This is a genomic window from Streptomyces sp. NPDC001194 (assembly GCF_042896985.1).
Lineage (GTDB): Bacteria > Actinomycetota > Actinomycetes > Streptomycetales > Streptomycetaceae > Streptomyces.
Window position 1 is genome coordinate 20815 of sequence record NZ_JBIAXU010000002.1, and the last position, 26088, is coordinate 46902.

The 26088-nt window shown below is 72.1% G+C and carries 20 protein-coding genes; 10 read left to right on the top strand and 10 right to left on the bottom strand.

Annotation, left to right across the window (positions count from 1 at the left end):
- Positions 1-85 precede the first annotated feature (85 nt).
- Positions 86-1171 carry a mechanosensitive ion channel family protein gene (locus ACFY1T_RS04775; protein WP_390786984.1) on the bottom strand — a complete coding sequence of 362 codons (1086 nt, stop codon included), beginning with the start codon at positions 1169-1171 and terminating at the stop codon, positions 86-88.
- 262 nt (positions 1172-1433) lie between these two features.
- Here ACFY1T_RS04775 and ACFY1T_RS04780 point away from each other — a divergent pair, with 262 nt between their 5' ends.
- The 4 genes from ACFY1T_RS04780 (at position 1434) to ACFY1T_RS04795 (ending at position 4911) form a co-directional block, all read left to right on the top strand.
- Positions 1434-1970 carry an HNH endonuclease gene (locus ACFY1T_RS04780; protein WP_030862175.1) on the top strand — a complete coding sequence of 179 codons (537 nt, stop codon included), beginning with the start codon at positions 1434-1436 and terminating at the stop codon, positions 1968-1970.
- A gap of 469 nt (positions 1971-2439) precedes the next feature.
- Entirely contained in the window at positions 2440-2646 is a 207-nt protein-coding gene (locus ACFY1T_RS04785; protein ID WP_037836863.1) for a hypothetical protein, read from the top strand.
- Between the two features lie 22 nt (positions 2647-2668).
- Positions 2669-4651 carry a 4-alpha-glucanotransferase gene (locus ACFY1T_RS04790; RefSeq protein WP_390786985.1) on the top strand — a complete coding sequence of 661 codons (1983 nt, stop codon included), beginning with the start codon at positions 2669-2671 and terminating at the stop codon, positions 4649-4651.
- A 20-nt stretch (positions 4652-4671) separates the two neighbouring features.
- Positions 4672-4911, top strand: a complete 240-nt coding sequence (locus tag ACFY1T_RS04795; RefSeq protein ID WP_030862181.1) for a hypothetical protein — start codon at positions 4672-4674, stop codon at positions 4909-4911.
- 140 nt (positions 4912-5051) lie between these two features.
- Here the strand turns inward: ACFY1T_RS04795 and ACFY1T_RS04800 are convergent, their stop codons facing one another.
- Positions 5052-5576, bottom strand: a complete 525-nt coding sequence (locus ACFY1T_RS04800; protein WP_390786986.1) for a MarR family winged helix-turn-helix transcriptional regulator — start codon at positions 5574-5576, stop codon at positions 5052-5054.
- A gap of 111 nt (positions 5577-5687) precedes the next feature.
- On the opposite strand from ACFY1T_RS04800, the gene ACFY1T_RS04805 reads away from it, so the two are divergent.
- The 3 genes from ACFY1T_RS04805 to ACFY1T_RS04815 all read left to right on the top strand — a co-directional run bounded on the left by ACFY1T_RS04805 (position 5688) and on the right by ACFY1T_RS04815 (position 8521).
- A complete protein-coding gene (locus ACFY1T_RS04805) occupies positions 5688-6623 on the top strand; it encodes an EamA family transporter (RefSeq protein ID WP_390786987.1) in 936 nt (311 codons plus the stop codon).
- A 61-nt stretch (positions 6624-6684) separates the two neighbouring features.
- Positions 6685-7605, top strand: coding sequence for a DMT family transporter (locus tag ACFY1T_RS04810; RefSeq protein WP_390786988.1), 921 nt, complete (start codon positions 6685-6687; stop codon positions 7603-7605).
- A gap of 10 nt (positions 7606-7615) precedes the next feature.
- A complete protein-coding gene (locus ACFY1T_RS04815) occupies positions 7616-8521 on the top strand; it encodes a LysR family transcriptional regulator (protein WP_390786989.1) in 906 nt (301 codons plus the stop codon).
- Positions 8522-8611: 90 nt separating this feature from the next.
- Here the strand turns inward: ACFY1T_RS04815 and pepN (ACFY1T_RS04820) are convergent, their stop codons facing one another.
- Entirely contained in the window at positions 8612-11194 is a 2583-nt protein-coding gene (gene pepN, locus ACFY1T_RS04820) for an aminopeptidase N (RefSeq protein WP_390786990.1), read from the bottom strand.
- 140 nt (positions 11195-11334) lie between these two features.
- Between pepN (ACFY1T_RS04820) and ACFY1T_RS04825 the strand changes: the two genes are divergently transcribed.
- Entirely contained in the window at positions 11335-11856 is a 522-nt protein-coding gene (locus ACFY1T_RS04825) for a DUF1203 domain-containing protein (protein ID WP_390786991.1), read from the top strand.
- 63 nt (positions 11857-11919) lie between these two features.
- Here the strand turns inward: ACFY1T_RS04825 and ACFY1T_RS04830 are convergent, their stop codons facing one another.
- Positions 11920-12948, bottom strand: a complete 1029-nt coding sequence (locus tag ACFY1T_RS04830; protein WP_390786992.1) for an aspartate-semialdehyde dehydrogenase — start codon at positions 12946-12948, stop codon at positions 11920-11922.
- Between the two features lie 253 nt (positions 12949-13201).
- Here ACFY1T_RS04830 and ACFY1T_RS04835 point away from each other — a divergent pair, with 253 nt between their 5' ends.
- Complete coding sequence (locus tag ACFY1T_RS04835) at positions 13202-14695, top strand: M28 family metallopeptidase (RefSeq protein ID WP_390786993.1); 1494 nt, start codon at positions 13202-13204, stop codon at positions 14693-14695.
- Between the two features lie 91 nt (positions 14696-14786).
- On the opposite strand, the gene ACFY1T_RS04840 is transcribed toward ACFY1T_RS04835, so the two are convergent.
- The 4 genes from ACFY1T_RS04840 to pepN (ACFY1T_RS04855) form a co-directional block, all read right to left on the bottom strand.
- Positions 14787-18113: a S8 family serine peptidase gene (locus ACFY1T_RS04840; protein WP_390786994.1), complete on the bottom strand. Its 3327-nt coding sequence runs from the start codon at positions 18111-18113 to the stop codon at positions 14787-14789.
- Positions 18114-18387: 274 nt separating this feature from the next.
- The gene (locus ACFY1T_RS04845) at positions 18388-18951 is read right to left on the bottom strand and encodes a CGNR zinc finger domain-containing protein (RefSeq protein ID WP_390786995.1); all 564 of its coding nucleotides are present in this window, start codon (positions 18949-18951) and stop codon (positions 18388-18390) included.
- A gap of 158 nt (positions 18952-19109) precedes the next feature.
- Positions 19110-20069, bottom strand: coding sequence for a hypothetical protein (locus ACFY1T_RS04850; protein WP_390786996.1), 960 nt, complete (start codon positions 20067-20069; stop codon positions 19110-19112).
- A 167-nt stretch (positions 20070-20236) separates the two neighbouring features.
- Positions 20237-22855, bottom strand: coding sequence for an aminopeptidase N (gene pepN, locus ACFY1T_RS04855; protein WP_390786997.1), 2619 nt, complete (start codon positions 22853-22855; stop codon positions 20237-20239).
- Between the two features lie 125 nt (positions 22856-22980).
- Here pepN (ACFY1T_RS04855) and ACFY1T_RS04860 point away from each other — a divergent pair, with 125 nt between their 5' ends.
- Positions 22981-23628 carry a DsbA family protein gene (locus tag ACFY1T_RS04860; protein WP_030862220.1) on the top strand — a complete coding sequence of 216 codons (648 nt, stop codon included), beginning with the start codon at positions 22981-22983 and terminating at the stop codon, positions 23626-23628.
- A 153-nt stretch (positions 23629-23781) separates the two neighbouring features.
- Here the strand turns inward: ACFY1T_RS04860 and ACFY1T_RS04865 are convergent, their stop codons facing one another.
- Positions 23782-24438, bottom strand: coding sequence for a superoxide dismutase (locus ACFY1T_RS04865; RefSeq protein ID WP_229339683.1), 657 nt, complete (start codon positions 24436-24438; stop codon positions 23782-23784).
- 160 nt (positions 24439-24598) lie between these two features.
- Positions 24599-26008, bottom strand: coding sequence for an amino acid permease (locus ACFY1T_RS04870; protein ID WP_390786998.1), 1410 nt, complete (start codon positions 26006-26008; stop codon positions 24599-24601).
- Positions 26009-26088 lie beyond the last annotated feature (80 nt).

Here is a 26088-nt window from a genome sequence, read left to right on the forward strand (position 1 = left end):
CCGTGTCAATGCCGCTGCCCCCGCAGAAATGAACCTGCGGGGGCAGCGGGGTGGTGCGGGAGCGTCCGGGGGGAAGGAGGGGCGGCTACTTGGTGATCCGGGGGGCGCCGGCGGCCGGCGGCGGGATCGGGGCGGTGGCCAGCGACTGGGGGGAGGCCGGGTTCGCGAGCGCCGACGGCGCGGCCACGGCGGCCGAGGGGTCGGCCGCCTCCTCCTCGTCCTCGGCGGCCGGCAGGCCGCCGATGATCCGGATGCCGGCCTCGTCGAAGGCCTCCTTGATCCGCCAGCGCAGCTCGCGCTCCACGGCGAACTGCTGGCCGGGCATCGTCTTCGCCGAGACCTTCACCGTCATCGAGGCCAGCAGCACCTCGTCCAGGCCCAGCACCTCCACCGGGCCCCACAGGCGCTCGTCCCACGGGGACTCCTTGGCCAGGCCGTCGGCGACGTTCTTGACCACTTCGCGGATGCGGCCGAGGTTCTCGGAGGGCTTGACGTGGACGTCCACGCCCGCCGTCGCCCAGCCCTGGCTGAGGTTGCCGATCCGCTTGATCTCGCCGTTGCGGACGTACCAGATCTCGCCGCCGTCACCGCGCAGCTTGGTGACGCGCAGGCCGACCTCGACGACCTCGCCGGAGGCCACACCCGCGTCGATCTTGTCGCCGACGCCGTACTGGTCCTCGAGGATCATGAAAACGCCGGACAGGAAGTCCGTCACCAGGTTCCGCGCGCCGAAACCGATCGCCACACCGGCCACACCGGCGCTCGCGAGGAGCGGGCCCAGGTTGATGCCCAGCGCGCCGAGGACCATCAGTCCGGCCGTGCCGAGGATCAGGAACGAGGCCACCGAACGCAGGACCGAGCCGATGGCCTCGGAGCGCTGGCGCCGGCGCTCGGCGTTGACGAGCAGCCCGCCGAGCGCCATGCCCTCGACTGCCTCGGCACCCCGGTTCATCCGCACTATGAGCTTGGTCAGGGACTTGCGGACCAGCGAGCGCAGCGCGGCGGCGATCACCAGGATCAGCAGGATCTTCAGGCCGAGGTACAGCCATCCGGCCCAGTTCTCCTCGATGAAACTGGCGGCGTTCGTGACGCTCTCGTGGGCCTCCTTGACCGAAGCGGCCGGGTCCGGGGTGTCGGCTGCAAGGGGCAGCAGGGCGGCATGCCAGGGCACGACGGGAACCTCCAGGTATAGCGGTCCGCCCGCGGAAAGGGGTGTGCGGGACAGGCCATCCACACTAACGGGGCATTCGCGTGACCCCGTTGCCGTGTTCGAGGGAGAGACCGGGCTCACCTGGGGATGAACCCGGTGTGGTTGAAAACACCTCGGACCCGTTACGGGCGCGTGGTGGCGCTTCGACCAGCCGTAAGGGGAGACTGGAGAGCAGATCGTCCCGGCGCGAGCCACGCGCCGCCGACGTACAAGGAGGCAGTCCGTGCCGCACGTCCTGGTCCTCAATGCGTCGTACGAGCCGCTCGGCGTCGTACCGCTCCGCCGCGCGCTCGTCCTCGTCCTGGAGAACAAAGCCGTCTCCCTGGAAGAATCCGGCGCCTTTCTGCACAGCGCGACGAAAGCCGTCCCCGCGCCCAGCGTGGTCCGGCTCAAGCGCTTCGTGCGGGTCCCCTACCGGGGGCCCGTTCCACTCACCCGCCGCGCACTGTTCGCCCGTGACGGAGGGCGCTGCATGTACTGCGGCGGGGTCGCGACCAGCGTCGACCACGTGATCCCGCGCAGCCGGGGCGGGCAGCACGTGTGGGACAACGTGGTCGCCGCGTGCCGGCGGTGCAACCACGTCAAGGCGGACCGGCACCTGCTGGAGCTGGGCTGGCGCCTGCGCCACCAGCCGGCTCCGCCGTCGGGTCTGGCCTGGCGCATCATCGGCACGGGCCACCGCGACCCCCGCTGGATGCCGTACCTGGAGCCGTACGGCGCGGAGGCCGCCCTGAACCGCATCGGCGCGGCGGCGTCGTAGCAGGCGGGGACCCGGCTCCGGGTCCCCGCCCCGTCCGACCCGGGGGCCCCGGGGCTGCGCTCTGACGCCCCGGGCGGCTCTTTGACGCCCCGGTGCCCCGCGGCGGGCCGAGCCCCGCGGCGGGCCGAGCCCCTTGGCGGGTCGAGCCCCTTGGCGGGCGGCCGCACGGCCGAGCGGCAGCCCCGGCGTCGTGGGCCGTCGTCTCCCCGGCGTGCCCTGCCCTGCGCCCGTTCTCCCGGACCCTGCGCCCGTTCTCCCGGACCCTGCGCCCCTTCCCCCGGACCCTGCGCCCCGGCCCCCGCGCCCCGGACGCCGCGCGCGCCGTTCGTCCTGGGCGTCCGTGGGGGTTCTGACCTGGATACGCCAGGAATGCGGCGCAGCCCACGGGGTATGGCTGCCATGTTCCCCGGCGGTGTTCCATGGCCCCTGACCCACCCTCACACCCGGTACGGACAAAGGAGCAACGCCCGTGAACACCGCACCCGGCACCCGTCACACCCCCCTGCTCGCCCACCTGCCCGCGCAGGCCGGGCCCGCCGAGGGGCCCCTCACCAGCGAGCCCCCGCTCGCCGGTTCCGCGCACGCGCCGCTGACCAGCGAGCCCCCGCTCGCCGACGAGGCCCCGCTGACGAGCGAACCGACCACGCCCGCCGCGGCCGCTGCCGCAGGCGACTAGACCCAGGGACACAGGTACTCACATGGACGACCTCGCCCGGCTCGCGGCCCTGCACGGCGTCGCCACCACCTACCAGCCCGCCGAGGACGTCACCGTCCGGGTCCCGGAGGCCACCGTCGTCGCCGTGCTGAGGCAGCTGGGCGTCGACTGCGACACCCCGGAAGCCGTACGGGGGCACCTGGCCGCGGCCGAGCGCGAGGCCGCGCACCGGCTGCTGCCGCCGGCGCTGGTGTGGTGGACCGGGGCGGAGCCGCCCCGGGAGCTGGCCGAGCTCCCTCCCGGAACGCGGATCCGCCTGGAGGGCGACGAGGCCGGGGGCTGGGAGCCCGGCGGGCGGGGGGAGCCGCCCCTCGGGGTGCACCGGGTGTGCGCCGAGACCCCCGACGGGCGCACCGGGGACGCCACGCTGATCGTGGCCCCGGAGCGGGCACCCGGCGGGGGCGGACGGGTGCACGGGGTGCTCGTGCAGCTGTACTCCCTGCTCTCCGAGCAGTCCTGGGGCATGGGGGACCTCGGTGATCTCGCCGCGCTCGCGCGCTGGGCCGGGCGGACCCACGGGGTCGGGTTCATCCAGGTCAACCCGTTGCACGCCGCCGTGCCCGGGGCGCCGACCGACCCCTCCCCGTACCGGCCCTCCTCGCGCCGCTTCCCCGACCCCGTGCACCTGCGGATCGAGGACGTCCCCGAGTTCGCCGGCTGTCCGGACCGCGACGCCCTCGCCGCGCTCGCGGAGCAGGGGGCCGAACTGCGGCGCGAGGTCCTCGACAAGGGGGCGCTGATCGACCGCGACGCGGTGTGGGAGCTGAAGCTCCGGGCGCTCGAGCTGCTGTACGCCGTCCCCCAGACCCGCGAACGCGAGGCCGCGTACCGCAGGTTCCGCGCCGAGCAGGGCGAGGCCCTCGACCGGCACGCCGCCTGGTGCGCCGGGGACGGCCGGGGGGCCGACTTCCACCGCTGGCTGGTCTGGCTGACCGACGCCCAGCTCGCCGCCGCCCAGCAGAGCGCCCGAGAGGCCGGGATGCCGGTCGGCATCGTGCACGACCTCGCCGTCGGGGTGCACCCCCAGGGCTCGGACACCCTCGGCCCGCCCCTCTACGCGAAGGACGTCTCCGTCGGTGCCCCGCCCGACGCCTTCAACGCGCGCGGCCAGGACTGGGGCCTGCCGCCGTGGCGGCCCGACCGCCTCGCGGCCACCGGCTACGCGCCGTTCCGGGCCCTGCTGCGCGGGGTGTTCCGCTACGCCGGCGCCCTGCGCATCGACCACGTCATGGGCCTGTTCCGGCTCTGGTGGATCCCGGAGGGCGCCCCGCCCGCCGACGGCACGTACGTCTCGTACGACGGCGAGGCGATGCTCGCGGTCCTGGTGCTGGAGGCCCACCTGGCCGGGGCCCCGGTCATCGGCGAGGACCTCGGGACGGTGGAGCCGCGCGTCCGCACGGAGCTGGCCCGGCGCGGGGTGCTCGGCACCTCGGTCCTGTGGTTCGAACGCGACTGGGCGGGCGACGGGCAGCCGCTCGCCCCCGGGGCCTGGCGCGCCGACTGCCTGGCCACCGCCACCACCCACGACCTCCCGCCCACCGCCGCCAAGCTGGCCGGCGCCCATGTGGAACTGCGCGACCGGCTCGGCCTGCTGACCCGCCCCGTCGAGGAGGAGCGCGCCCAGGACGCCGCCGACACCGCCGAGTGGCTGGACGTACTGGAGGGGCTCGGACTGGACACCAAGGGCGAGGAGGCCGCCGTACGGGCCCTGTACGGGTTCCTGCTGCGCACCCCCGCCCGGATGGTCGGCGTGTGGCTGCCCGACGCGGTGGGGGACCGGCGGCCGCAGAACCTGCCCGGTACCTGGGACCAGTACCCCAATTGGCGGCTGCCGCTCGCCGACTCGGCGGGACGGCCGCTGACCCTGGAGGCGCTGGCCGCCTCGCCCCGGGCGAACGCCCTGCTGAGCGCGGTGCGGGAGGGGGCGGGTGCCCGTACGGCACCCCCGGGCGCGCGCCGCGTTTAGGTGTTCGCTACGTTTGCACCGTGGACAAGAAGAACGCTCTGCGCGCCGGCGCCGTCACGGCCGGATCGACGCTGATGATGCTGCTGATGACGTCTCCCGCCCTCGCGGTCACCCGCGACGACGGCGACGACCCGGGCCCGGGTCTGAGCATCGCCCAGACCCTCGGCCTGTACGTGGCCACGCCGATCGTGCTGTTCCTGGTCATCACCGGCCTGGTGATGGTCCTCGACAAGTCGGACAAGCCGCAGCCCACCAACTGAACAGGCTGAACGGCTGACCCGACCGGGTCGGTCCCCACATGGCTTCCGGGGCGCCGGGGGTCCGCAGGCCGCAGCCTCCCCGGCTCCGGTGCGGACCCCCGGCGCCCCGTCGTGCTTTCCCGGACCGCCGAGGGCCCCCGCTACACCTCGGCCATCAGCTTGCGGAGCAGGTCCGTCAGGAGGGCGGCCTCCTCCTCGCCGAGTCCCCTGAGTGCGGCGTGCTGCACCTCCAGCCCGGCCGCGACGGCCTCGTCGATGAGGGCGAGCCCGCGGTCGGTGATCGTCACCTGGAGTCCGCGCCGGTCGTGCGGATCGGGCTTGCGGCCGAGCAGTCCGGCCTTCTCCAGCTTGTCCAGACGCCCCGTCATACCGCCCGTCGTGAGCATGAGCGTGGCCGACAGCTGGCGCGGCGAGAGCGTGTACGGGGCGCCGGAGCGCCGCAGCGTCGCGACGACGTCGAACTCGCCGCGCGAGATCCCGTACGGGGCGTAGGCCCGCTCCACGGCGTCCCCCATGGCCCGGGCGATCCGGTAGATGCGGCCGAAGACGGCCATGGGCGCGACGTCCAGGTCCGGTCGCACCGCGTGCCACTGCTCGATGATCGCGTCGACGGCGTCGGCGGGGACGGCCCTGCTGCCGGCGTTGTCCTTGTTGGCCTCGGTCATGCACCGCAGTATCCGGCCTTCCTCCGATCGTTCGCAAGAAAGTAGCTTGCCAGAAAGTAGCTTAGGAGTAAGCTACTTTCTTGTAAGCAGCCTACTGGGGGAGTCACTGCCGTGAAGCGTTTCGCCACCGTCGCCCTGACCGCTCTCGCCCCGATCTCCTGGGGCTCGACCTACGCCGTCGCCACCGAACTGCTCCCGCCCGACCGGCCCCTGTTCACCGGAGTGATGCGGGCCCTGCCCGCCGGGCTGCTGCTCACCGCCCTCGCCCGCAGAATTCCGAGCGGCGCCTGGTGGTGGAAGGCCGCCGTCCTCGGCACGCTCAACATCGGCGCCTTCTTCCCGCTGCTGTTCCTCTCCGCGTACCGGCTGCCCGGCGGGGTGGCGGCCGTCCTCGGCTCGGCCGGGCCGCTGTTCGTCGTCGGACTCGCCGCCCTGGTCCTCGGGGAGCGGGCGCGGCTGCGGACCGTGCTCGCCGCCGTCGCGGGGGCGTTCGGCGTGAGCATGGTCGTCCTGACCGCCGCGGCCCGGCTGGACCTCGTCGGCATCGTCGCCGGTGTGATCTCCTCCGCCTCCATGGCCGCGGGCACGGTCATGACCAAGCGCTGGGGGCGCCCGGAGGGGGTCGGCCCACTGGCCCTGACCGGCTGGCAGCTCACCGCGGGCGGGCTGGTCATCATCCCCGTCGCGGCGCTGGTCGAAGGGGCGCCGCCCGCGCTCGACGGCAAGGCCCTGCTCGGCTACGGCTACATGATGCTGATCAACACCGGTATCGCGTACTGGCTCTGGTTCCGCGGGATCGGCCGGCTCACCGCCACCTCGGTCACCCTGCTCGGCCCGCTCTCGCCGCTCACCGCGGCCGTCATCGGCTGGGCGGCCCTCGGTCAGGCCCTGTCGCCCGTGCAGCTGCTGGGTATGGCGCTCGCCTTCGGGGCCACGGTCGCGGGCCAGCTGTTCGCCGCCGGGACGAAGCCCGAACCATTCAGTTCTCCTGAAAAGAATGATCGAAACATTTCGATGGACCTGACGGATGGACCGGTGCGACGGTAGAGCCGCATCAGACGAGAGCAGATCAGACCAGCACCCCAGGGGGAGATACACCGTGGCCGTCATGGACAGGGTCCGTACCGTTGCGCAGCACACGCCGGACACCCGGACGAAGAAGGGGTCCGCCGGACTCGGCCTCCTCCTCGCCCTGGTCGCGACGGTCGTCTGGTCCGGCAGCTTCGTGGCCACCCGCGGGATGGCCGACACCGTCCCGCCCGTCCAGGCCGTGTTCTGGCGCTGGATCATCGCCGCCCTGGCCGTCGCCCCCTTCGCGGCCCGCCAGGCCTGGCGGCAGCGGGAGCTGATCCGCCGCCACCTCGGGTTCGTCGCCCTCGCCTCGCTGTTCGGCGTCGCCCTCTACAACACGCTCGTGCACCAGGCCGGACTGACCACCTCCGCCTCCAACATGGGCATGATCATGGCCGCCTCGCCGGTCGTCATGGCCCTGTACGCCCGCCTCGGCGGCGAACGGCTCGGCGTCCGCCGGACCTTTGGGCTGCTGCTCGCCGCGTTCGGGGTGCTGCTGCTCGTCGGGGACGGCTCGCTCGGCTTCGATTTCGGCGCCGGCGACCTGTGGATGCTCGCCGCGGCCCTGTCCTTCGCCACGTACAGCGCCCTGCTCAAGCGCAAGCCCGCCGAGCTCGGCGGACCGGCCTTCCTGATCGCCACCTTCGTGCTCGGCGCGCTGATGCTGGCCCCCGCGTACGCCGTGTCCGTCACCGTCCAGGGCGGCTTCGAGGTCACCGCGGGCACCGGCGGCATGCTCCTGTACGTCGGCGTCATGTCCTCCGCGGTCGCCTTCTTCGCCTGGAACAAGGCGGTCTCGCTCATCGGCCCCGCCCGGGCCGGGGTCGTCTACTACCTCCAGCCGGTGTGCGTCGCGGGCCTCGGCCTGCTGCTCCTGGGCGAGCGGACGAGCCCGGCCGAGCTGCTCTGCATGGCGCTCATCCTCGGCGGCGTCGGCCTGGGGAGCGCCCGCCGGTAGGTTCGCTCCCATGACCGAGTGGGACATCAAGAAGCTGCGGATCCTGCGGACCCTGGCCGACCGGGGGACCGTGACCGCGACGGCCGAGGCGCTGCACATGACGCCCTCGGCCGTCTCGCAGCAGCTGACCAATCTCGCCCGGCAGCTGGGGGTGCCGCTGCTGGAGGCGCAGGGGCGCCGGGTCCGGCTCACGGACGCGGCGCACCTCGTACTGCGGCACGCGGAAGCGGTGTTCGCGCAGCTTGAGCGGGCGGACGCCGAACTGGCCGGGTACCTGGCCGGGGAAGCGGGAGAGGTCCGCATCGGGGCGTTCTCCACCGCCGTGCCGGTGCTGGTGGTCCCGGCGGTGGCGGCGCTGCGGCGCAGCCACCCGGGGCTGGAGGTGCGCGTACGGGAGACCGAGGCGGCGCAGGCGTACGAACTGCTGGCGGCCGGGGCCGTGGACCTCGCGCTCTCGCTGGCGGCGCACGCCCCGACGGCCCGGGACCCGCGGTTCACCCGCATCACGCTGATGGAGGACCCCCTCGACGTGGCCCTCCCGCCGGACCACCCCCTCGCCGCGGCCCCCGCCCTGCGGCTGGCGGACCTGTCCGGCGATCCGTGGATCTACGGCGGCAGCGGCCCCTGGCAGGAGATCGCCCGCAACGCCTGCGAGGCGGCCGGCTTCGTCCCGGAACAGGCACACTCGGCGTCCGGCTGGACCGCGATCCTGGCCATGGTCGAGGCCGGGATGGGCGTGGCCCTGGTCCCCCGCATGGTGTCGAGCCGCGCCTCGGGGGTCGCGGTGCGGGTCCTGGCCCACGACCGGCCCACCCGCCACGTCCTGGCGGCCACCCGCAGCGGCGGCGAAGCCGCCCCGGCGGTCTCCCGGGTACTGGCCGCCCTGCGTACGGTGGCCGCGCGGCGCACCCCGTGAGCGCGCCCCGCGCCCGCCGGCCGGAAAGCCGGTGCCCCGGCCCCGCGCGAGCGGGAGCCGGGGCACCGGACGGTCAGGCTGCGGGGCGGGTCAGGAAGCCGACGCCGCGTCCGCGGACTGGGCCTTCAGGGCGCGCTCCACGCCCGAGCGGGACTCCGAGACCAGGCGGCGCAGGGCCGCGTTCGGCTCCGCCGAGGCCAGCCAGGCGTCCGTCGCGGCCAGGGTCTCCGGGGAGACCTGGAGCGAGGGGTACAGGCCCACCGCGATCTGCTGGGCGATCTCGTGGCTGCGGTTGTCCCAGATCCCCTTGACCACCGCGAAGAACTTCTCGGTGTACGGGGCCAGCAGCTCGCGCTGGTCGGTCTGGACGAAGCCGCCGATCACCGCGTCCTGCACCGCGTTGGGCAGGTCCGCGGACTCCACCAGCGAGGCCCAGGCCTCGGCCTTGGCCTCGGCCGTCGGACGCGCGGCCCGTGCCGTGGCCGCGTGGCGCTCGCCCGCCGCCGTACGGTCGCGCTCCAGCTCCGCGTCGATGGCCGCGTCGCCCAGGACACCCGTCGCGACGAGGCGCTCCAGGAACGCCCACCGCAGCTCGGTGTCCACGACCAGGCCCTCGATCTCCGCCGCACCGTCCAGCAGCGCGGACAGGTACGTCAGCTGCCCCTCGGTGCGGGCCGTCGCCGCGAACGCGCGGGCCCACGCCAGCTGGTGGTCGCTGCCCGGCTCGGCGCCGCGCAGGTGCTCCAGGGAGGCCTCGGTCCAGGTCGCCAGGCCCTGCTCGCGCCACGCCGGGTCGGCGTACAGGTCGACGGCCAGCTTCACCTGCCGGTGCAGCGACTGGACGACGCCGATGTCCGACTCCTTGCCGATGCCCGACAGGACCAGGGCGAGGTAGTCGCGCGTCGCCAGCTCGCCGTCACGGGTCATGTCCCAGGCCGAGGCCCAGCACAGCGCCCGCGGCAGCGACTCGGTGAAGTCGCCCAGGTGCGCGGTGACGTTCGCCAGCGAGACCTCGTCCAGGCGGACCTTGGCGTACGACAGGTCGTCGTCGTTCAGCAGCACGACGGCGGGACGGGCCCGGCCGAGCAGCTCCGGCACCTCGGTCAGCCCGCCGTCGATGTCCAGCTCGATCCGGTCCGTACGGACGAGCTTGCCGCCGTCCAGGTCGTACAGGCCGATCGCGATCCGGTGCGGCCGCAGCGTCGGCTCGCCCTTCGCGCCCGCGGGCAGCGCCGGGGCCTCCTGGCTGACCGTGAACGCGGTGATCGTGCCGTCCGCGGCCGTCTCGATGCGGGGACGCAGCACGTTGATGCCCGCGGTCTCCAGCCACGCCTTCGACCAGGCGGTCAGGTCGCGGCCCGAGGTCTCCTCCAGGGCGCCCAGCAGGTCCGACAGGCGCGTGTTCCCGAAGGCGTGCGCCTTGAAGTACGCCTGCACGCCCTTGAAGAAGGCGTCCGTGCCCACGTAGGCGACGAGCTGCTTGAGCACCGAGGCGCCCTTGGCGTACGTGATGCCGTCGAAGTTGACCAGGACGTCGTCCAGGTCACGGATGTCGGCCATGATCGGGTGCGTGGACGGCAGCTGGTCCTGCCGGTACGCCCAGGTCTTCATCGAGTTGGCGAACGTCGTCCACGCCTGCGGCCACTTCGTGCCCTCGGCGGAGGCCTGGCAGGCGACGGAGGTGTAGGTGGCGAACGACTCGTTCAGCCACAGGTCGTTCCACCACTCCATGGTGACCAGGTCGCCGAACCACATGTGCGCGAGCTCGTGCAGGATCGTCTCGGCGCGGCCCTCGTACGCCGCGTCCGTGACCTTCGAGCGGAAGACGTACTGGTCGCGGATGGTGACCGCGCCCGCGTTCTCCATCGCGCCCGCGTTGAACTCGGGGACGAAGAGCTGGTCGTACTTGGCGAACGGGTAGTCGTACGCGAACTTCTCCTGGAACCAGTCGAAGCCCTGGCGCGTCACGTCGAAGATCGCTTCGGCGTCCAGGAACTCGGCCAGTGACGGGCGGCAGTAGATGCCGAGCGGCACCGACTGGCCGTTCGCGCCCTCGTACGAGCTGTGCACCGAGTGGTACGGGCCGGCGATCAGGGCCGTGATGTACGTGGAGATGCGCGGCGTCGGCTCGAAGCGCCAGACGTTGTCCTTGACGTCCGCGGCCTCCGGCGTCGGGGAGTTCGAGATGACCGTCCAGCCCTCGGGGGCCGTCACGGTGAACTGGAACGTCGCCTTCAGGTCGGGCTGCTCGAAGCTGGCGAACACGCGGCGCGCGTCCGGAACCTCGAACTGGGTGTACAGGTAGGCCTGCTCGTCGACCGGGTCGACGAAGCGGTGCAGGCCCTCGCCCGTGTTGGTGTAGGCGCAGTCCGCGACGACGCGGAGCTCGTTGGCGCCGGCCGCGAGGTGGTTCAGCGCGATGCGGGAGTCCCGGAAGACCTCGGCCACGTCCAGCGACTTGCCGTTCAGGACGACCTCGTGCACGGCCGGCGCGACCAGGTCGATGAAGGTCTCGGCGCCGGCCTCGGCCGACTGGAACCGCACGGTGGTCACGGACGGGTACGTGCCGCCCTCCTGCGCACCGCTGAGATCGAGTTCGACCTCGTACGAGTCGACGGTGAGCAGCTTCGCCCGCTGCTGAGCCTCTTCACGGGTGAGATTCGTGCCAGGCACGCGGTCATCTCCTTTGATGGTGACGTTGCCCCGCCATCCTTCCATGTGGGCCGACCGGGCGCCCTTGAGTAATCCACAGGCGAAACGCGACGTCCGATTTCCGCCAGCTTCACCGGATCCGGACGCGCACTCTGGATCCCATGACCACGCATTCCGCGCCCCGAACGGCGCTCCACGCCGCACGTCCCGTCGCCCCCGCGACCCTCGCCGGGCTGCGCGCCCGTGACGACGCAGGCCGGCCCTGCCGGCCGTACGAGGACCCCGAGGGCGGCGCCCCGCTCCGCTGCTGCCTGCGCCGCAGCCTCCCCGGGGAGCGGATCGCCCTCGTCTCCTACGCGCCGCTGCGCCGCTGGGCGGCCGAGCAGGGCGTCGACCCCGGTGCGTACGACGAACAGGGCCCGGTGTTCATCCACGCCGCCGACTGCGGCGGCCCGGCCGCGGGCTCCGGCCACCCCTTCGCCCAGCCCGGGGCGCTGCGCACGGCCCGCCGCTACGACGCCGGGGGCCACATCCTGGGCGGCAGCGCCCTGTCCCTCGGCGAGGACCCGGACGCGGTGCTGGAGCAGGCGCTGGCGGAGGCCTTCTCCGACCCGGAGGTCGCCCTCGTGCACGTCCGCGCGACCGAGTTCGGCTGCTTCCTCTTCGAGGTCCGCCGGCCCTGATCGCCGGCGGGAAGACGAAAGGGGCGGCACCCGCGCGGTGCCGCCCCCCGGTCGTGAGCGGGGTCAGCCGCGGAGCTCTTCGGCGACCAGCTCGGCGATCTGGACCGCGTTCAGGGCGGCGCCCTTGCGGAGGTTGTCGTTCGAGAGGAACAGCGCGAGGCCGTTCTCGGCCGTCTCGTCGACGCGGATGCGGCCCACGTACGAGGCGTCCTTGCCCGCGGCCTGCAGCGGGGTCGGGATCTCCGAGAGCTCGACGCCCGGGGCGTCCTTCAGCAGCTCGTACGCGCGCTCCACGCTGATCGGGTTCGCGAAGCGGGCGTTGACCTGGAGGGAGTGACCGGAGAAGACCGGCACGCGCACGCAGGTGCCGGAGACCTTGAGCTCCGGGATCTCCAGGATCTTGCGGGACTCGTTGCGGAGCTTCTGCTCCTCGTCGGTCTCGAAGGAGCCGTCGTCGACGATCGAGCCCGCGAGCGGGAGCACGTTGAAGGCGATCGGGCGCTTGTAGACGCCGGGCTCGGGGAAGGCGACGGCCTCGCCGTCGTGCACGAGCGCGGTCGCCTCGCCGGCGACGGCCTTGACCTGGCCGTCGAGCTCGGCGACGCCCGCCACGCCGGAGCCGGAGACGGCCTGGTAGGTGGTGGCGATCAGCGCGGTCAGGCCGGCCTCGTCGTGCAGCGGACGCAGCACCGGCATCGCGGCCATGGTGGTGCAGTTCGGGTTCGCGATGATGCCCTTGGGGCGGTTCTTGACCGCGTGCGGGTTGACCTCGGAGACGACGAGCGGCACGTCGGGGTCGCGGCGCCAGGCGGAGGAGTTGTCGATCACGACCGCGCCCTGGGAGGCGACCTTCTCGGCGAGGGCCTTGGAGGTGGCGCCGCCCGCGGAGAACAGGACGATGTCCAGGCCGGTGTAGTCGGCCGTGGAGGCGTCCTCGATGGTGATCTCCCGGCCCTCCCACTCGAGGGTCGAGCCCGCGGAACGGGCCGAGGCGAACAGCCGCAGCTCGTCCACCGGGAACTTGCGCTCGGCGAGGATGCCGCGCATGACTGCGCCGACCTGACCGGTGGCTCCGACGATTCCGACCCTCACGGTGACTCCTTCTGCTCCGTACGACGCGTGCGCGCGTGAAGCCATCATGCGTTCGACCCCACGAGGCTTGTCCAATCCATTGTCCGAGGAACGGACAGTGTCCCCGGTGTGAACCCCCGTGACACGTTCGTGGCGGCCGTGTTGCATCCCCGCCGAAAGCCCGTTTTGCCAGGTCGCGGCCGGTTACGGTCCGGTCTGTCGCGTCCGCTCGCCGGACGGGCACTCACGGATATCGAACTCGGGGAGAACCATCGTGCGCGCCTTCCGCCACCGTCGCAGCCACCGCCGCCGGTCCATACCGGCGCTCGCCGCCCTCGCGGCCGCCGCCGTCGCCGCACCCGTCCTGCTGGCCGCCACCCCGGCGGCCGCCCATCCGCGCGAGGGCCGGCTGGCCAGGGAGCTGGTGTCGGAGGTCACCGCCCGCGGCGCCTACCGCCACCTGGCGAAGTTCCAGCAGATCGCGGAGGCCAACGGGGGCAACCGGGCCGCGGGCACGCCGGGCCACGCCGCCTCGGCCGCCTACGTCCACGACACCCTCAAGAAGGCCGGGTACCAGGTCGCGTACCAGGACTTCGACATCTACGAGGCGCACACGAAGACGGAGAAGACCACCGTCCTCGGCGCGCAGCCGCGGGAGCTGGCCACCGCCGCGTTCACCTTCACCAAGTCCACCCCGGCCGGCGGCCTGACCGCCCCGATCGCCCTCGCCCGGGTCGACGAGACCCCGGGCTGTGACGCCGCCGACTACCCGGCCGGGGCCTTCACGGGGAAGATCGCCCTGGTCAAGCGGGGTGCCTGCACCTTCGTGGAGAAGCAGAAGGCCGCCGCGGCGGCCGGCGCCCTCGGTGTGATCGTCTACAACCACAGCGGCACCACCCCGGTCCGGGGCGGGTTCTCCTCGCCCGCCGAGGGGATCATCCCGAGCGCCGGGCTCGGCCTCGCCGACGGTGAGGCGCTGGCCGCGGCCGCCGCCGCGGGCGAGGTGACCGTACGCCTGGACCTGGACCAGGAGCACGTGAAGAAGACCACCCGCAACGTGGTCGCGGAGACGAAGGGCGGCCGCTCCGACCGCGTGGTCACCGTCGGCGCCCACCTGGACTCGGTCCCCGAGGGCCCGGGCATCAACGACAACGGCTCCGGCTCCGCCGGCCTGCTGGAGGTCGCCCTCAAGCTCGCGGACGAGGGAGCCAACAAGAAGGGCAAGGGACCCGCGAACAAGGTCCGCTTCGCCTGGTGGTCGGCAGAGGAACTCGGCCTGCTGGGCTCCGAGCACTACGTGGCGCAGCTGTCCGACCGACAGAAGAAGGACATCGCGCTCTACCTGAACTTCGACATGATCGCCTCGCCCAACCCGGTCCAGTTCGTCTACGACGGCGATGACTCGGACAAGGTCGGCGAGGGCGCCGGCCCGGCCGGCTCGGCGCAGATCGAGGCGCTCATCAACGGCTTCCTCGACAAGAAGGGCAAGCCCCACGAGGGCAGTGACTTCGACGGCCGCTCGGACTACGGCCCGTTCATCGCGAACGGCATCCCGGCCGGCGGTACGTTCACCGGCGCCGAGGGCGTCAAGACGGCCGAGCAGGCCAAGCGGTACGGCGGCACGGCCGGCGCCCCGTACGACCCGAACTACCACGGGGCGGGCGACACCCTGAAGAACCTGGACCTGAAGGCCTTCGACACCAACCTGGACGTCATCGCCCACGCGGTGGGCACGTACGCCCAGGACCTGAGCTCGCTGGGCAAGTAGCCGAGCCGGCTCCCGAGGGGGGGGAACGGCGAAGGGGCGGGCGCCCGATCCGGGCGCCCGCCCCTCCGTCATGCGATCAGCCGGTCATCCGTTACGGGGTGACCTTCTCGATCTGGACGCTGCCGGTGCCGGCGGCGGTGCCGCGGGCGTTGAGCAGCTTGACCTCGCCGAAGAACTGACGGCCCTCGGGGGCCGGAGCGGCGGCGACGACGTTCGCCGTCACGGACGCCGAGGCGCCGTTGGCGAGGTTCACCGCGGTACCCGCGTCGACCTGGACGGAGCCCAGGGCGGACGAGAAGTACACGTCGCGGTAGTTGAACGTGGTGGAGCCGGACGGAACGGCGTAACCGTCCACCTGGATGGTGTAGGTGCCGGCGGCCGGGTTGAGCAGGGTCACGGCCTCCTCGGAGTCGCCGTCGGCGGAGGAGCCGACCTTCACGCCGTCCTTGAGGACGGTGAGGTCGAGGTCGGCACCGGTGTCGGAGACGCCGCCGATCGCCACGTCCAGGCGGGAGACGCCCTCACCGATGGTGACGGTGCTGGTCTGGGTCTCGCCGTTCGCGATGGTCGGCTTGGCGACCTTCGCGGAGCCGAGCGGGCCGCCCTGGAGCTTGCCGCCGGAGATGGCCGCGGCCTCGTTCTTGATGGTCCACTGGACCGGGGCGGGGGTGCCCTGCTTCACCTCGGGCAGGACCTTGACCGCCGGGTCGAAGGCGGCGCCGAGGACGGAGACGTCCAGCTTGAACGGGTTGTCGAGCAGCGGCGACGTACGGCGCGACTCGACCTCGATCTCCCAGACGCCCGGCTGCGGGTTCTCGTACGAGCGCAGGTCGGGGCGGCACAGGTTGGCCGGGTTGTCGTAGTTCGGGTAGCACTGCGTCGTCGCGCTGTCCTCGACGCCCACACCGTACGGGTGGATCGAGATGAAGCGCGTCTGGCTGCCCGCCTTGAGACCGCCGAGGGCGACCTCGAGGGACTTCGCGCCCTGCGGAACGGTCACGAAGTACGACTTGTGGCTGTTGCGCTGGACCGAGGAGGTGTCCGACATCGTGAACGCCGGCTTCGCCAGCGGCGTGGAGGCGACGACCGTGGTCAGGATCTGCTTGTCGATGCCCTCGGTGGTCTCGTCGTCCAGCTGCAGGATGCCGCTGTGGACGCCGGCCGACTTCGGGTTGGCCTCGACCTTGATGGTGACCGGCTTGTTCAGCGGCAGCGTGACGTAGTCGTAGCCGCCGACGACCTTGAAGGTGCCGTCGTTGTTGCGCCAGGTCAGGTCGTGCCGGGTGCCGTACTTGACGCCCGTGGTGCGGGTGACGACGACGTCGTAGACCTTCTTCTGGCCGACCTTGAGGCCGCCCTCGCGGTCGTAGAGGCCGGTGCCGAAGCCCGGGGTCTTCAGGAACTGGTCGATCGCGGTGTCGACCGGGGCCTTGACGGTGAACTCGTTGGCCTTGGCGCCGCGCTGGAGGGACTCCCACGCGTCGACGATGTTGATCAGGCCCGCGCCCTGGGCGTGCGCCGGGACGTCGGCGATCTTCTTCGCGGTGCTGGTGAGCGCCACGCGCAGGCTCGCCGGGGTGACCGTGACGTGCTGCTGCTTGGCGGCCGAGAGCAGCAGGGCGCTGGCGCCCGTCGCCTGCGGCGAGGACATCGAGGTGCCCTGCAGCATCGAGTAGCCGGCCGGGAGGTTGTAGCCGGCCTCCTTCACCGGGGAGCCGGGCAGCCAGGTCTGCGTGGTGTTGATGGCCGCGCCGGGGGCGGTGATGGTCGGCGTGAAGCCGCCGTCCTCACGCGGACCGCGCGAGGAGAACGGGAACATGTCGTACTTCTTGGTCACGCCGGAGCCGTAGTTCGCGGCCCAGGTCTCCTTGGAGACCGCGGCACCCACGGAGATGACCTTGTCCGCGAGACCGGGGTCGCCGATGGTGTTGACACCGGGGCCCTCGTTGCCCGCCGAGATGACGAGCTGGACACCGTAGGTGTCGATGAGGTTCTTGTAGAGCTCGGCGCGGGCGTTGTTGCCGTCGTTCAGCGCCGGCAGGCCGCCGATGGACATGTTGACGATGTCCACACCGCGGTTGACGACGAGGTCGATCATGCCCTCGGTCAGCGCCACGTTGGTGCAGCCGCCGGACCAGGAGCAGGCGCGGGAGGAGACGATCTTCGCGCCGGGCGCCTCGCCGTTCATCTTGCCGCCGAAGAGGCTGTTGGCGGCGGTGATGCCGGCGACGTGCGTGCCGTGCTCGGACTCGATGATGCCGATGTTGACGAAGTCGGCCTTCTTGCCGACCCAGTCCCCGCCGAGCGGGTCCATCGGGACGTCCTTGCGGATCTGGATCACGAACGGGATCCGCTCGGCGACGTCGGTCGCCGGGTTGTCCGTGCCGAAGTAGCCGATCTGGTAGCCGTCCTTGTACGGCTTCATCGGCTCGTTGTTCGTGAAGTCGCCGTCCTGGTCGGTGTCGACGCGGACGGTGCCGGCGGCGGCGTCGTAGAGCATGCCGAACCGGTCGGTGGTGTCCCCGTCCCGGTTGACGTCGCCCTTCGCGTCACCGGTGGCGGTGATCGACTCGCTGAACCGGCTCCACTGGTACGAGCCCTCCGGCGCCTTCCAGCTCTGGCCGCCGGCGCTGAAGGTGCCGCCCGCGGCCGTGACCGGGGTGATCTGCGCGCGCCAGGTGGCGTCGTTGTCCGTGATCGGGTCCGTCGCGGTGACCCAGTCGACGATCTTGCGCTCGCCGGTGGTGGTCTTCTGGAGCGCCGGGTGGCCGAGGTCGACGCCCGAGTCCAGGATGCCGATGGTCACGCCGCGGCCGTCGGCCTGCGGGTTCTTGGCGACGAAGTCCACCGCGCCCGTCTCGAAGGACGGGTTGTACGGGTTCTTCGCGGGGGTGTTCTTGTCCGGCCCCGGGTAGGTCTCGGAGGCGGTCTTCCCCACCGACCCCGAGTCCTTGCCCGCGTCGGGACGCGGGTCCGAGAGCTGGATTTCGTGCTTGAGGTCCAGGGCGTGCACCGAGGACAGCTTCGCGGCCGCCTTCAGCGCGGCCTCGGCCTTGGCGGTCGGCAGCGTGGCCCGCACGTAGCCGAGCTTGTCGTTCGTCTGGCCGACCGAGGCGCCCTGGACCGCGCCGAGCTGGTCGGCGACCTGCTTGGTCTGGCCGGGGGCGGTGGCCACCATGACGGTGACGGTCGCGTCGCCCTTGGCCTTCGCCTGCTGGAGCAGTTCCGCGTCCGCCGAGCCGATCTTCTCGTCGGCGGACTTGACGGCCGGGCTCGTGCCCGGGGTGCCGGCGGGGCCGGTCGCCGCGAACACGGGCATCGCACCGGCGGTCGCCAGCGCGGCGACCAGGCCGGCCGCGGCCGCGACGCGCGCGACGCGTCTGGCCCCGGATATGGAGCTGGGGGATTCGAGGGTCATCAGCATCCCTGGATAAGTGAAAGATACGGTCCGGATTTCGGTGCCGGATGACCGGTCAGCTTTGCGCAACCGACCGCTCTTTGGGGAGGCTTGTCATTGACCGAGACCTGACATGGCGGACTCTCGCCAGGTGGGATCATGCGCCATCGAGGCCGTACCGGGGCGTACTCGTGCGAATCACAGGGGTTGAAAAGTTGCTTTGTCGACTTCCCGACCTCATTGTGAGGATGGTCCGAAGCCCGTTCTCAGATCGGGTGTGACAACTTCCGGGCCGTCAGCGCACGCGCGTGCGCGCGTAGTGTCGCGAGGCCTTCGCCCGGTTTCCGCACGCGGACATGGAGCACCATCGCCGGGTGCCGTTGCGCGAGGTGTCGTGGAAGTGCAGCACGCACGACTCGGAGGCGCACGTGCGGATCCGCCCGGGCGACGTGCCCAGCAGCTCCAGGTAGTCACGGGCGGCCGTCCAGGCCGGACCCCAGGTCGGGTCCTCGAACTCGGTGCGCTCGCCCGGCCCTTCGGGGGTCAGGGTGGCCCGGATCCGGCCGTGCTCCAGGACGGCGTCGACCAGGGCGCGCGCGCTCTCGTCGGCCGGGTCCGCGACCGCGCGGGCGAGTGACTCCCGGGCGGTCAGCAGGTGGACGAGGGTGGCGGCGTCGGCTCGGAAGCGGTCGGCCAGCCCGGTGCTGCGCAGCCAGATCGCGAGCCCCTCGACCCGGGTCAGCCCGAAGGCGCCGGCGAAGAGGTCGGTGACCTCGCCGTCCTGCGTCCAGCGCGTGTTCAGCAGGTCCAGTGAGACCGGCTCACCCGTCAGGGGGCGGGGATCCGCCGCTGTCGCCATCGCGCCGCTCCTCCGCAGATACAGGCTAACCCCTCAAGGGTACGTGACCGGTTGGGCGCGGCGCCGGCCGCGCCTGGACGGGACCCTGGGGAACCTGGCCGCGGGCGGCTGCGCTGGAGCGCGCCGGAGCGCTCGCCGGCCGATCCGGCGCCGCCGTCTCACCGGGGGAGTACGACCAGGTAGGCGGCGGGCTCGCGGTCGGCGGAAGCCGTCAGCGCGGTGCGGACCACCGCGGCCTGCTGCTCGGGCCAGTCGCGCAGCTTGCGCGGGGTGATGTGCAGGACGGTCACGCCGAGCCGCTCCAGCGTCTCGCGCTTGTGGACGGCCTCCGAGAACTGCTCGTCCTCGCCCTGCCGGGGCGCGCGGGTGTCGATCTCGACGGCGACCGCCTGGTCGGGCCAGTAGGCGTCGACCCCGCCCAGGTGCGGGCCGCCGGGCAGGCGCAGGTCCACGTTCCAGACCGGCTCGGGGAGCTCGTGGCCCCGTACGAGCTGGTACAGCCGGTCCTCGGCGATGGCCCGGCCCTCCGCGAGCAGGGACTCGACGGCGTCCACGACGTGGGGGCGGTTCAGCAGCCGCGCCACCGTCAGCTCCCTCACGACGGCGGAGGGTTCGCAGTGGCCGCCGCGGACCGCCTCGCTGAGCAGGCGGCGTACGGTGCCTGCGTCGGAGAGCCGGGCGACCGCGTCGGCCAGCGCCCGGGCCACGGGGGCGACGGGCACCCCGGTCACCTGCTGCGGGCACGGCGGGGTGTGCGTCCGTACGATCCGCACGGCGTCGACGGAGCGGAGCCGGCGGGTGTGGGGCACCAGTACGTCGATCTGCGTGAGCGCGAGCAGCGCGGGCGCGGAGCCGAAGCGGTACAGCGCGAGGGCCGCGAGCCCGGTGATCATGGCCTCGCCGCCGCGGCGGCCCGCGTACAGCAGGGCGGCGTGCAGGCGCTCCTCGCTGGTCGCGGTGCCGGGGTGGAGGAGGAACACCCCGGGAAGGACCTCCTGCCAGGGCCGCTCGGCGGCTTCGGAGGCGCTGATGCCGTGCTCGCGGAGCTGGGCGAGGCTCATGACGCGGGGGCGGCTGCCGGTCAGGTGGGCGAGCGGGAGGGGCGCGTTGTGGTTCATGCGGCGGAGATTCCCGCCCGGGCGGGCCCCGCTAACCCCTGTTACACGCCCGTCGACAAATCGGGACAAGCCCGCACTAAAGTACGGCCGTTCGAAAGCCGATACCGCCGTTCCCATCCATCGGCGGGGCCGGCCGCCCAGGGTGGCCGGCCCCGCCGATGGGCCCGCTAGACCGCGGCCGAACCCGCCGCGGCGGCCGCGTCGCAGGCCTGCGCGCGCAGCGCCCGGGCCAGGTCGTCACGGGCCTCCAGGACCAGGCGGCGCAGCGCCGGAGCGGCATCGGCGTGCGCGGCGAGCCACGCGTCCGTGGCGGCCAGCGTCGGCTCCGAGTCCTCCAGCGCGGGGTACATCCCCTTCACCACGTGCATGCCGATCTGGATCGACCGGTCCGCCCAGATCCGCTCGATCACCTCGAAGTAGCGCCCCGCGTAGGGCGCCAGCAGCGCCCGCTGCGAAGGCTGCTGCATGCCCGCGATCGTCGCCTCCACCAGCGCGTTCGACAGCACGTCCGACTCGACGACCGCCGCCCACGCCTGGTCCTTGACCGCCGCGGACGGCCGCGCGGCAAGACAGCGCACCTGGTGCCGCTTGCCCGACGCCGTGTCGTCGCGCGCCAGTTCGGCGGCCAGCACGGCCTCGTCCACCGCGCCGTGGGCGGACAGCGGCAGCAGGAAGTCCCAGCGCAGCTCCTGGTCCACGTCCAGCCCGTCGATCCGCGCCGAACCGTCCAGCAGCCCCAGCAGCAGCTGGAAGTCGCCCTCGGTCGCCGCACCCGCCGCGAAGAAGCGGGCCCAGGTCAGCTGGTGCTCGGAGCCCGGCTCCGACATGCGCAGCTCCTGGAGCGCGACCGCCGACAGCACCCGGCCGCCCTGCTCGCGCCAGCCGGCCGCCGCGTAGTGCGTGACCGCGGCCAGGGCCTGCGAGTGCAGCATCTGCAGCACGCCGACGTCGCTCTCGCGGCCGGCGTGGGCCAGCACCAGCGAGATGAAGTCGCGCGCCGGCATCAGCCCGTCGCGCGTCAGGTTCCACAGCGCCGACCAGCACAGCGCCCGCGCCAGCGGGTCCGCCACGCTCCCGAGCCGCTCGCGCAGCGTCGCCAGCGAGCCCTCGTCGAAGCGCATCTTGCAGTACGTCAGGTCGTCGTCGTTGACCAGCACCAGGTCGGGACGCTCCTGCCCGGCCAGCTTCGCCACGACCGTCGAGGCACCGGCGACGTCCGCCTCGGCCTGCGCGTAGCGGACCAGCGAGCCGTCCTCCAGCCGGTACAGGCCGACCGCGACCCGGTGCGGGCGCAGCTCCTCGCCCTCCTGGACCACGGCCAGCTCGGTCACCCGGCCGCCCGCGTCGTACGTCAGCACCGGCGTCAGCACGTTCACGCCGGCCGTCTGCAGCCACGCCCGCGACCACTCGGCCATGTCCCGACCGGAGACCTCGCCGAGCACCGACAGCAGGTCGTCCAGCGTCGTGTTCCCGTACGCGTTGGCCTTGAAGTAGCGCCGCGCGCCCTCCAGGAAGGCGTCCCGTCCCACGTACGCGACGAGCTGCTTGAGCACCGCGGCGCCCTTGGCGTACGTGATGCCGTCGAAGTTGAGCTTCGCGTCCTCCAGGTCACGGATGTCGGCCGTGATCGGGTGCGTGGAGGGCAGCTGGTCCGCCCGGTACGCCCACGCCTTGCGGTTGTTGGCGAAGGTCACCCACGCCTGGTCGAAGCGGGTCGCCTCCACCTGCGAGAAGGAGCCCATGAAGTCCGCGAAGGACTCCTTGAGCCACAGGTCGTCCCACCACTTCATGGTGACGAGGTCGCCGAACCACATGTGGGCCATCTCGTGCAGGATCGTGTTGCAGCGCCGCTCGTAGGCGGCCCGCGTCACCTTGCCGCGGAAGATGTACTCCTCGCGGAAGGTCACCATCCCCGGGTTCTCCATCGCGCCCAGGTTGTACTCGGGCACGAAGGCCTGGTCGTACTTCCCGAAGGGGTACGGGTAGTCGAAGTGCTCGTGGAAGAAGTCGAAGCCCTGCTTGGTGACCAGGAAGACGTCGTCCGCGTCGAAGTGCTTCGCCAGCCCCTTGCGGCAGATCGCGCCCAGCGGGATCGTCAGGTCCCCGCGCGTGTAGGTGTCCGTCACGTAGTGGTACGGGCCCGCCACCACGCAGGTGATGTACGTGGAGATCGGCGCGGTCTCGGCGAAGCGCCGGGTCAGTCCCTCCCGTCGCCCACCACCCTCCTGAGGAAGCGCTTCGCTCTCGGCCTTACGGCGGGACTCCTCGGCGCCGTTGCTCCAGACGTGCCAGCCCTCGGGCGCGGTCACCTCGAAGCGGTAGGGGGCCTTCAGGTCGGGCTGCTCGAAGTTCGCGTACACGCGGCGGGCGTCGGCCGGCTCGTACTGCGTGTAGAGGTAGACCTCGCCGTCCTCCGGGTCGACGAAGCGGTGCATGCCCTCGCCCGTCCGGCTGTACGCGCAGTTCGCGTCCACCACCAGGACGTTCTCGGCGGCCAGATCGTCCAGGGCGATCCGCGCCCCGTCGAAGACGGCGGCCGGGTCCAGTTCCCGCCCGTTGAGGGTGACGGAGTTCACCGACGGCGCGATGAGGTCCGCGAAGGTGGCCGAGCCGGGGGCCGCGGCCCGGAAACGGATCGTGGTCACCGAGCGGAAGGTCCGCGGACCCCCGGCCGGCTCGGCCTCGTCCACGGCGGACCTCAGGTCGAGGACCACCTCGTACCCGTCGACGGACAGCAGCTCGGCCCGCTCGCGGGCCTCGTCACGGGACAGATTCTCTCCGGGCACGTGCACTCCTTCGTGCGTGATCGCGATACCTGACGGAATCCTCGCACGGGGGAATGCGCGAGGGCCCGGCCTGGTTGGCGAGGGGGAACACGACCAGTGATGTACACGGCGATTCGAGGAGAGACATGGCCGACACCCAGGTGCGCGAGAAGACCCCGGTCGACTTCTGGTTCGACCCGCTCTGCCCCTGGGCCTGGATGACGTCCCGCTGGATGCTGGAGGTCGAGAAGGTCCGCGACGTCGAGGTGCGCTGGCACGTCATGAGCCTCGCCGTCCTGAACGAGAACAAGCTCGACGAGCTGCCCGAGCGCTACCGCGAGCTGCTCGGCCCCAAGGGCTGGGCCCCGGTCCGCGTCGTCATCGCGGCCCAGCAGAAGCACGGTGAGGAGATCACCGGCAAGCTGTACACCGCGCTCGGCACCCGGATCCACAACGAGGACAAGGGCGCGACCCGCGAGGTCATCGCCGAGGCGCTGGCGGAGGTCGGCCTGCCGGCCGAGCTGCTCGCCTACGCCGACTCCGACGAGTACGACCACGTGCTGCGCGACTCCCACAACGACGGCATCGAGCGCGTCGGCCAGGAGGTCGGCACCCCGGTGATCTCCGTGCCCGGCGCCGAGGGCGACGAGGTGGCCTTCTTCGGCCCGGTGGTCACCCCGACCCCGCGCGGCGAGGCCGCGGCCCGGCTGTGGGACGGCACCCTGCTGGTCGCCTCCACCCCCGGCTTCTACGAGATCAAGCGCACCCGCACCAAGGGCCCGTCCTTCGAGTAGGCCTGCCGGTCCGCGGACGCACGCGAAAGACCCCCGCAAGTCACGTCCTTGCGGGGGTCTTCCGTTGGACGCCCCCTGCGCGAAGGTTGAGAAGACGATCACGAGGAGGGGGCACCTCCCGGCCGGAGCTGGGGGAGGCTCAGGGGGCTGCGATCAGCCCTTGGCGGGGATCAGCAGCGGGGTGTTCGCCTTGGCGTCGGTGTAGCGCTTGGCCACGTCCTGCCAGTTGACGACGTTCCACATGGCCTCGATGAAGTCCACCTTCTGGTTCTTGTACTGCAGGTAGAAGGCGTGCTCCCAGGCGTCGAAGACCAGGATCGGGGTGCTGGCGACGCCCACGTTGCCCTGGTGGTCGTAGACCTGCTCGACGACCAGACGGCCGCTGACGGGCTCGTACGCGAGCACGCCCCAGCCGGAGCCCTGCGTCGCGGAGGACGCGAAGGTCAGCTGCTTCTTGAACTTCGCGAAGGAGCCGAAGGACTCGGTGATCGCGTCGGCCAGGTCGCCGAGGCCGTCGGCTGCGGTGGGCTCGCCGCCGCCCTCGCCGGTCTTCGGGCTGGCCATGTTGTGCCAGTAGATGCTGTGCAGGATGTGGCCGGAGAGGTGGAACGCGAGGTTCTTCTCGAGGCCGTTGAGCGCGCCCCAGTTCTCCTTGTCGCGGGCCTCCGCCAGCTGCTCCAGCGTGGTGTTGGCGCCGGTGACGTAAGCCGCGTGGTGCTTGTCGTGGTGCAGCTCGATGATCTGCGGGTTGATCACCGGCTCCAGCGCCGCGTAGTCGTACGGAAGCTCAGGAAGCGTGTAGATGGCCATGCGTGTTATCCGGTCCCCTCAGCGTGCCAACTGCTTATTGCAATCAATGCGCAACTGCACGCTAGCAGTATCTATTCCGGTGATCACGTAAGGGTTACCTCTGTAAAACGCCGGTGGGCCCCGTGCGAACGCACGGGGCCCACCGGGGATCGGGGGTGTGTCAGCGGGCGGCCGCGGCCCGGCGCTGCATCACGTAGCCGGTCACCGCGAGGGCGACGGTGAGGCCGCCGGTGAAGACCACCTGCACCCGGGTGTCCCGGTCGAGGAGCATGAGCACCAGGACCCCGGCCACCCCGGCCAGCGCCACCCAGGTCAGGTACGGGAAGCCCCACATCTTCACGACGAGCTTTTCCGGGGCCTCCCGCTCCAGCCGGCGCCGCAGCACGAACTGCGAGACGGCGATGAAGCCCCAGACGACGAGGATGACCCCGCCGACCATGTTCAGCAGCCAGGCGAACAGGGTGTCCGGGTACCAGTACGACAGCAGCACGGTGACGAAGCCGAACCCGCAGGAGGCGAGCACCGCGCGGCGCGGAACCCGGCCGCTGACCTTGCCCAGCGCTTTCGGGCCCTGGCCGCGGGAGACGAGCGAGTAGGCCATGCGCGAGGAGCCGTAGATGTTGGCGTTCATCGCCGACAGCAGCGCGATCAGGATGACCACGTTCATGATCTCGCCGGCGGCCGGGATGCCCAGGTGGTCCAGGGCCGCCGCGTACGGGCCGTCCTCGGTCACCGCCGGGTCGTTCCACGGCAGCAGCGTGACGATGACGAGCATGGAGCCGACGTAGACGATCGCGATCCGCCACATGGTGGTCTTCACGGCCCGGGCCACGCCCTTGACGGGGTTCTCCGATTCGGCGGCCGCGATGGTCACCGTCTCCAGGCCGCCGTACGCGACCACCGAGGCGAGCAGTCCGACCAGCAGGCCGTCCATGCCGTTGGGCAGGAACCCGCCGTCGTGCAGCAGGTTGGCGGTGCCGGGGGAGGCGGTGCCGGGCAGCAGCCCCAGGACGGCCAGCACGCCCAGGCCCAGGAAGAGCGCGATCGCGCCGATCTTGAGGGCGGCGAACCAGAACTCGAACTCGCCGAAGTTGGAGACGGCGGCCAGGTTCGTGCCGCAGAACAGCGCCATGAAGGCCAGCACCCACACCCAGGACGGGGTGCCGGGGAACCAGCCGGTCATGATGTGCGCCGCGCCGATCGCCTCGATGGCCACGCCCACGCACAGCAGGGTCCAGAACATCCAGCCGGCCGTGAACCCGGCCCAGGGGCCGATCGCCCGGTCCGCGTGCACGGAGAAGGAGCCGGAGGCCGGGTTGGCGGCGGACATCTCGCCGAGCATCCGCATCACGAACATCACGAGCAGACCGGATGCGGCGTACGCGATCACGATCGAGGGACCCGCGGCGGCGATGCCGGCGCCGGAACCCACGAAGAGGCCGGCGCCGATGACCCCGCCGAGGGCGATCATCGAGAGGTGGCGCTGCTTGAGGCCGTTGCCGAGGGGGGATCCGGCGCCGCCCGAGGAGGGTGCCTCCTGGGCGCGGGGTGCCGTGGATGTCTGGCTCATGAAGGTGTTGCCTGTCCGGTGTGCGGGTGGACGGGAGGAAGTGCCCCAGTCTCACCCTTGTCCGATCATCGGACGCTCTG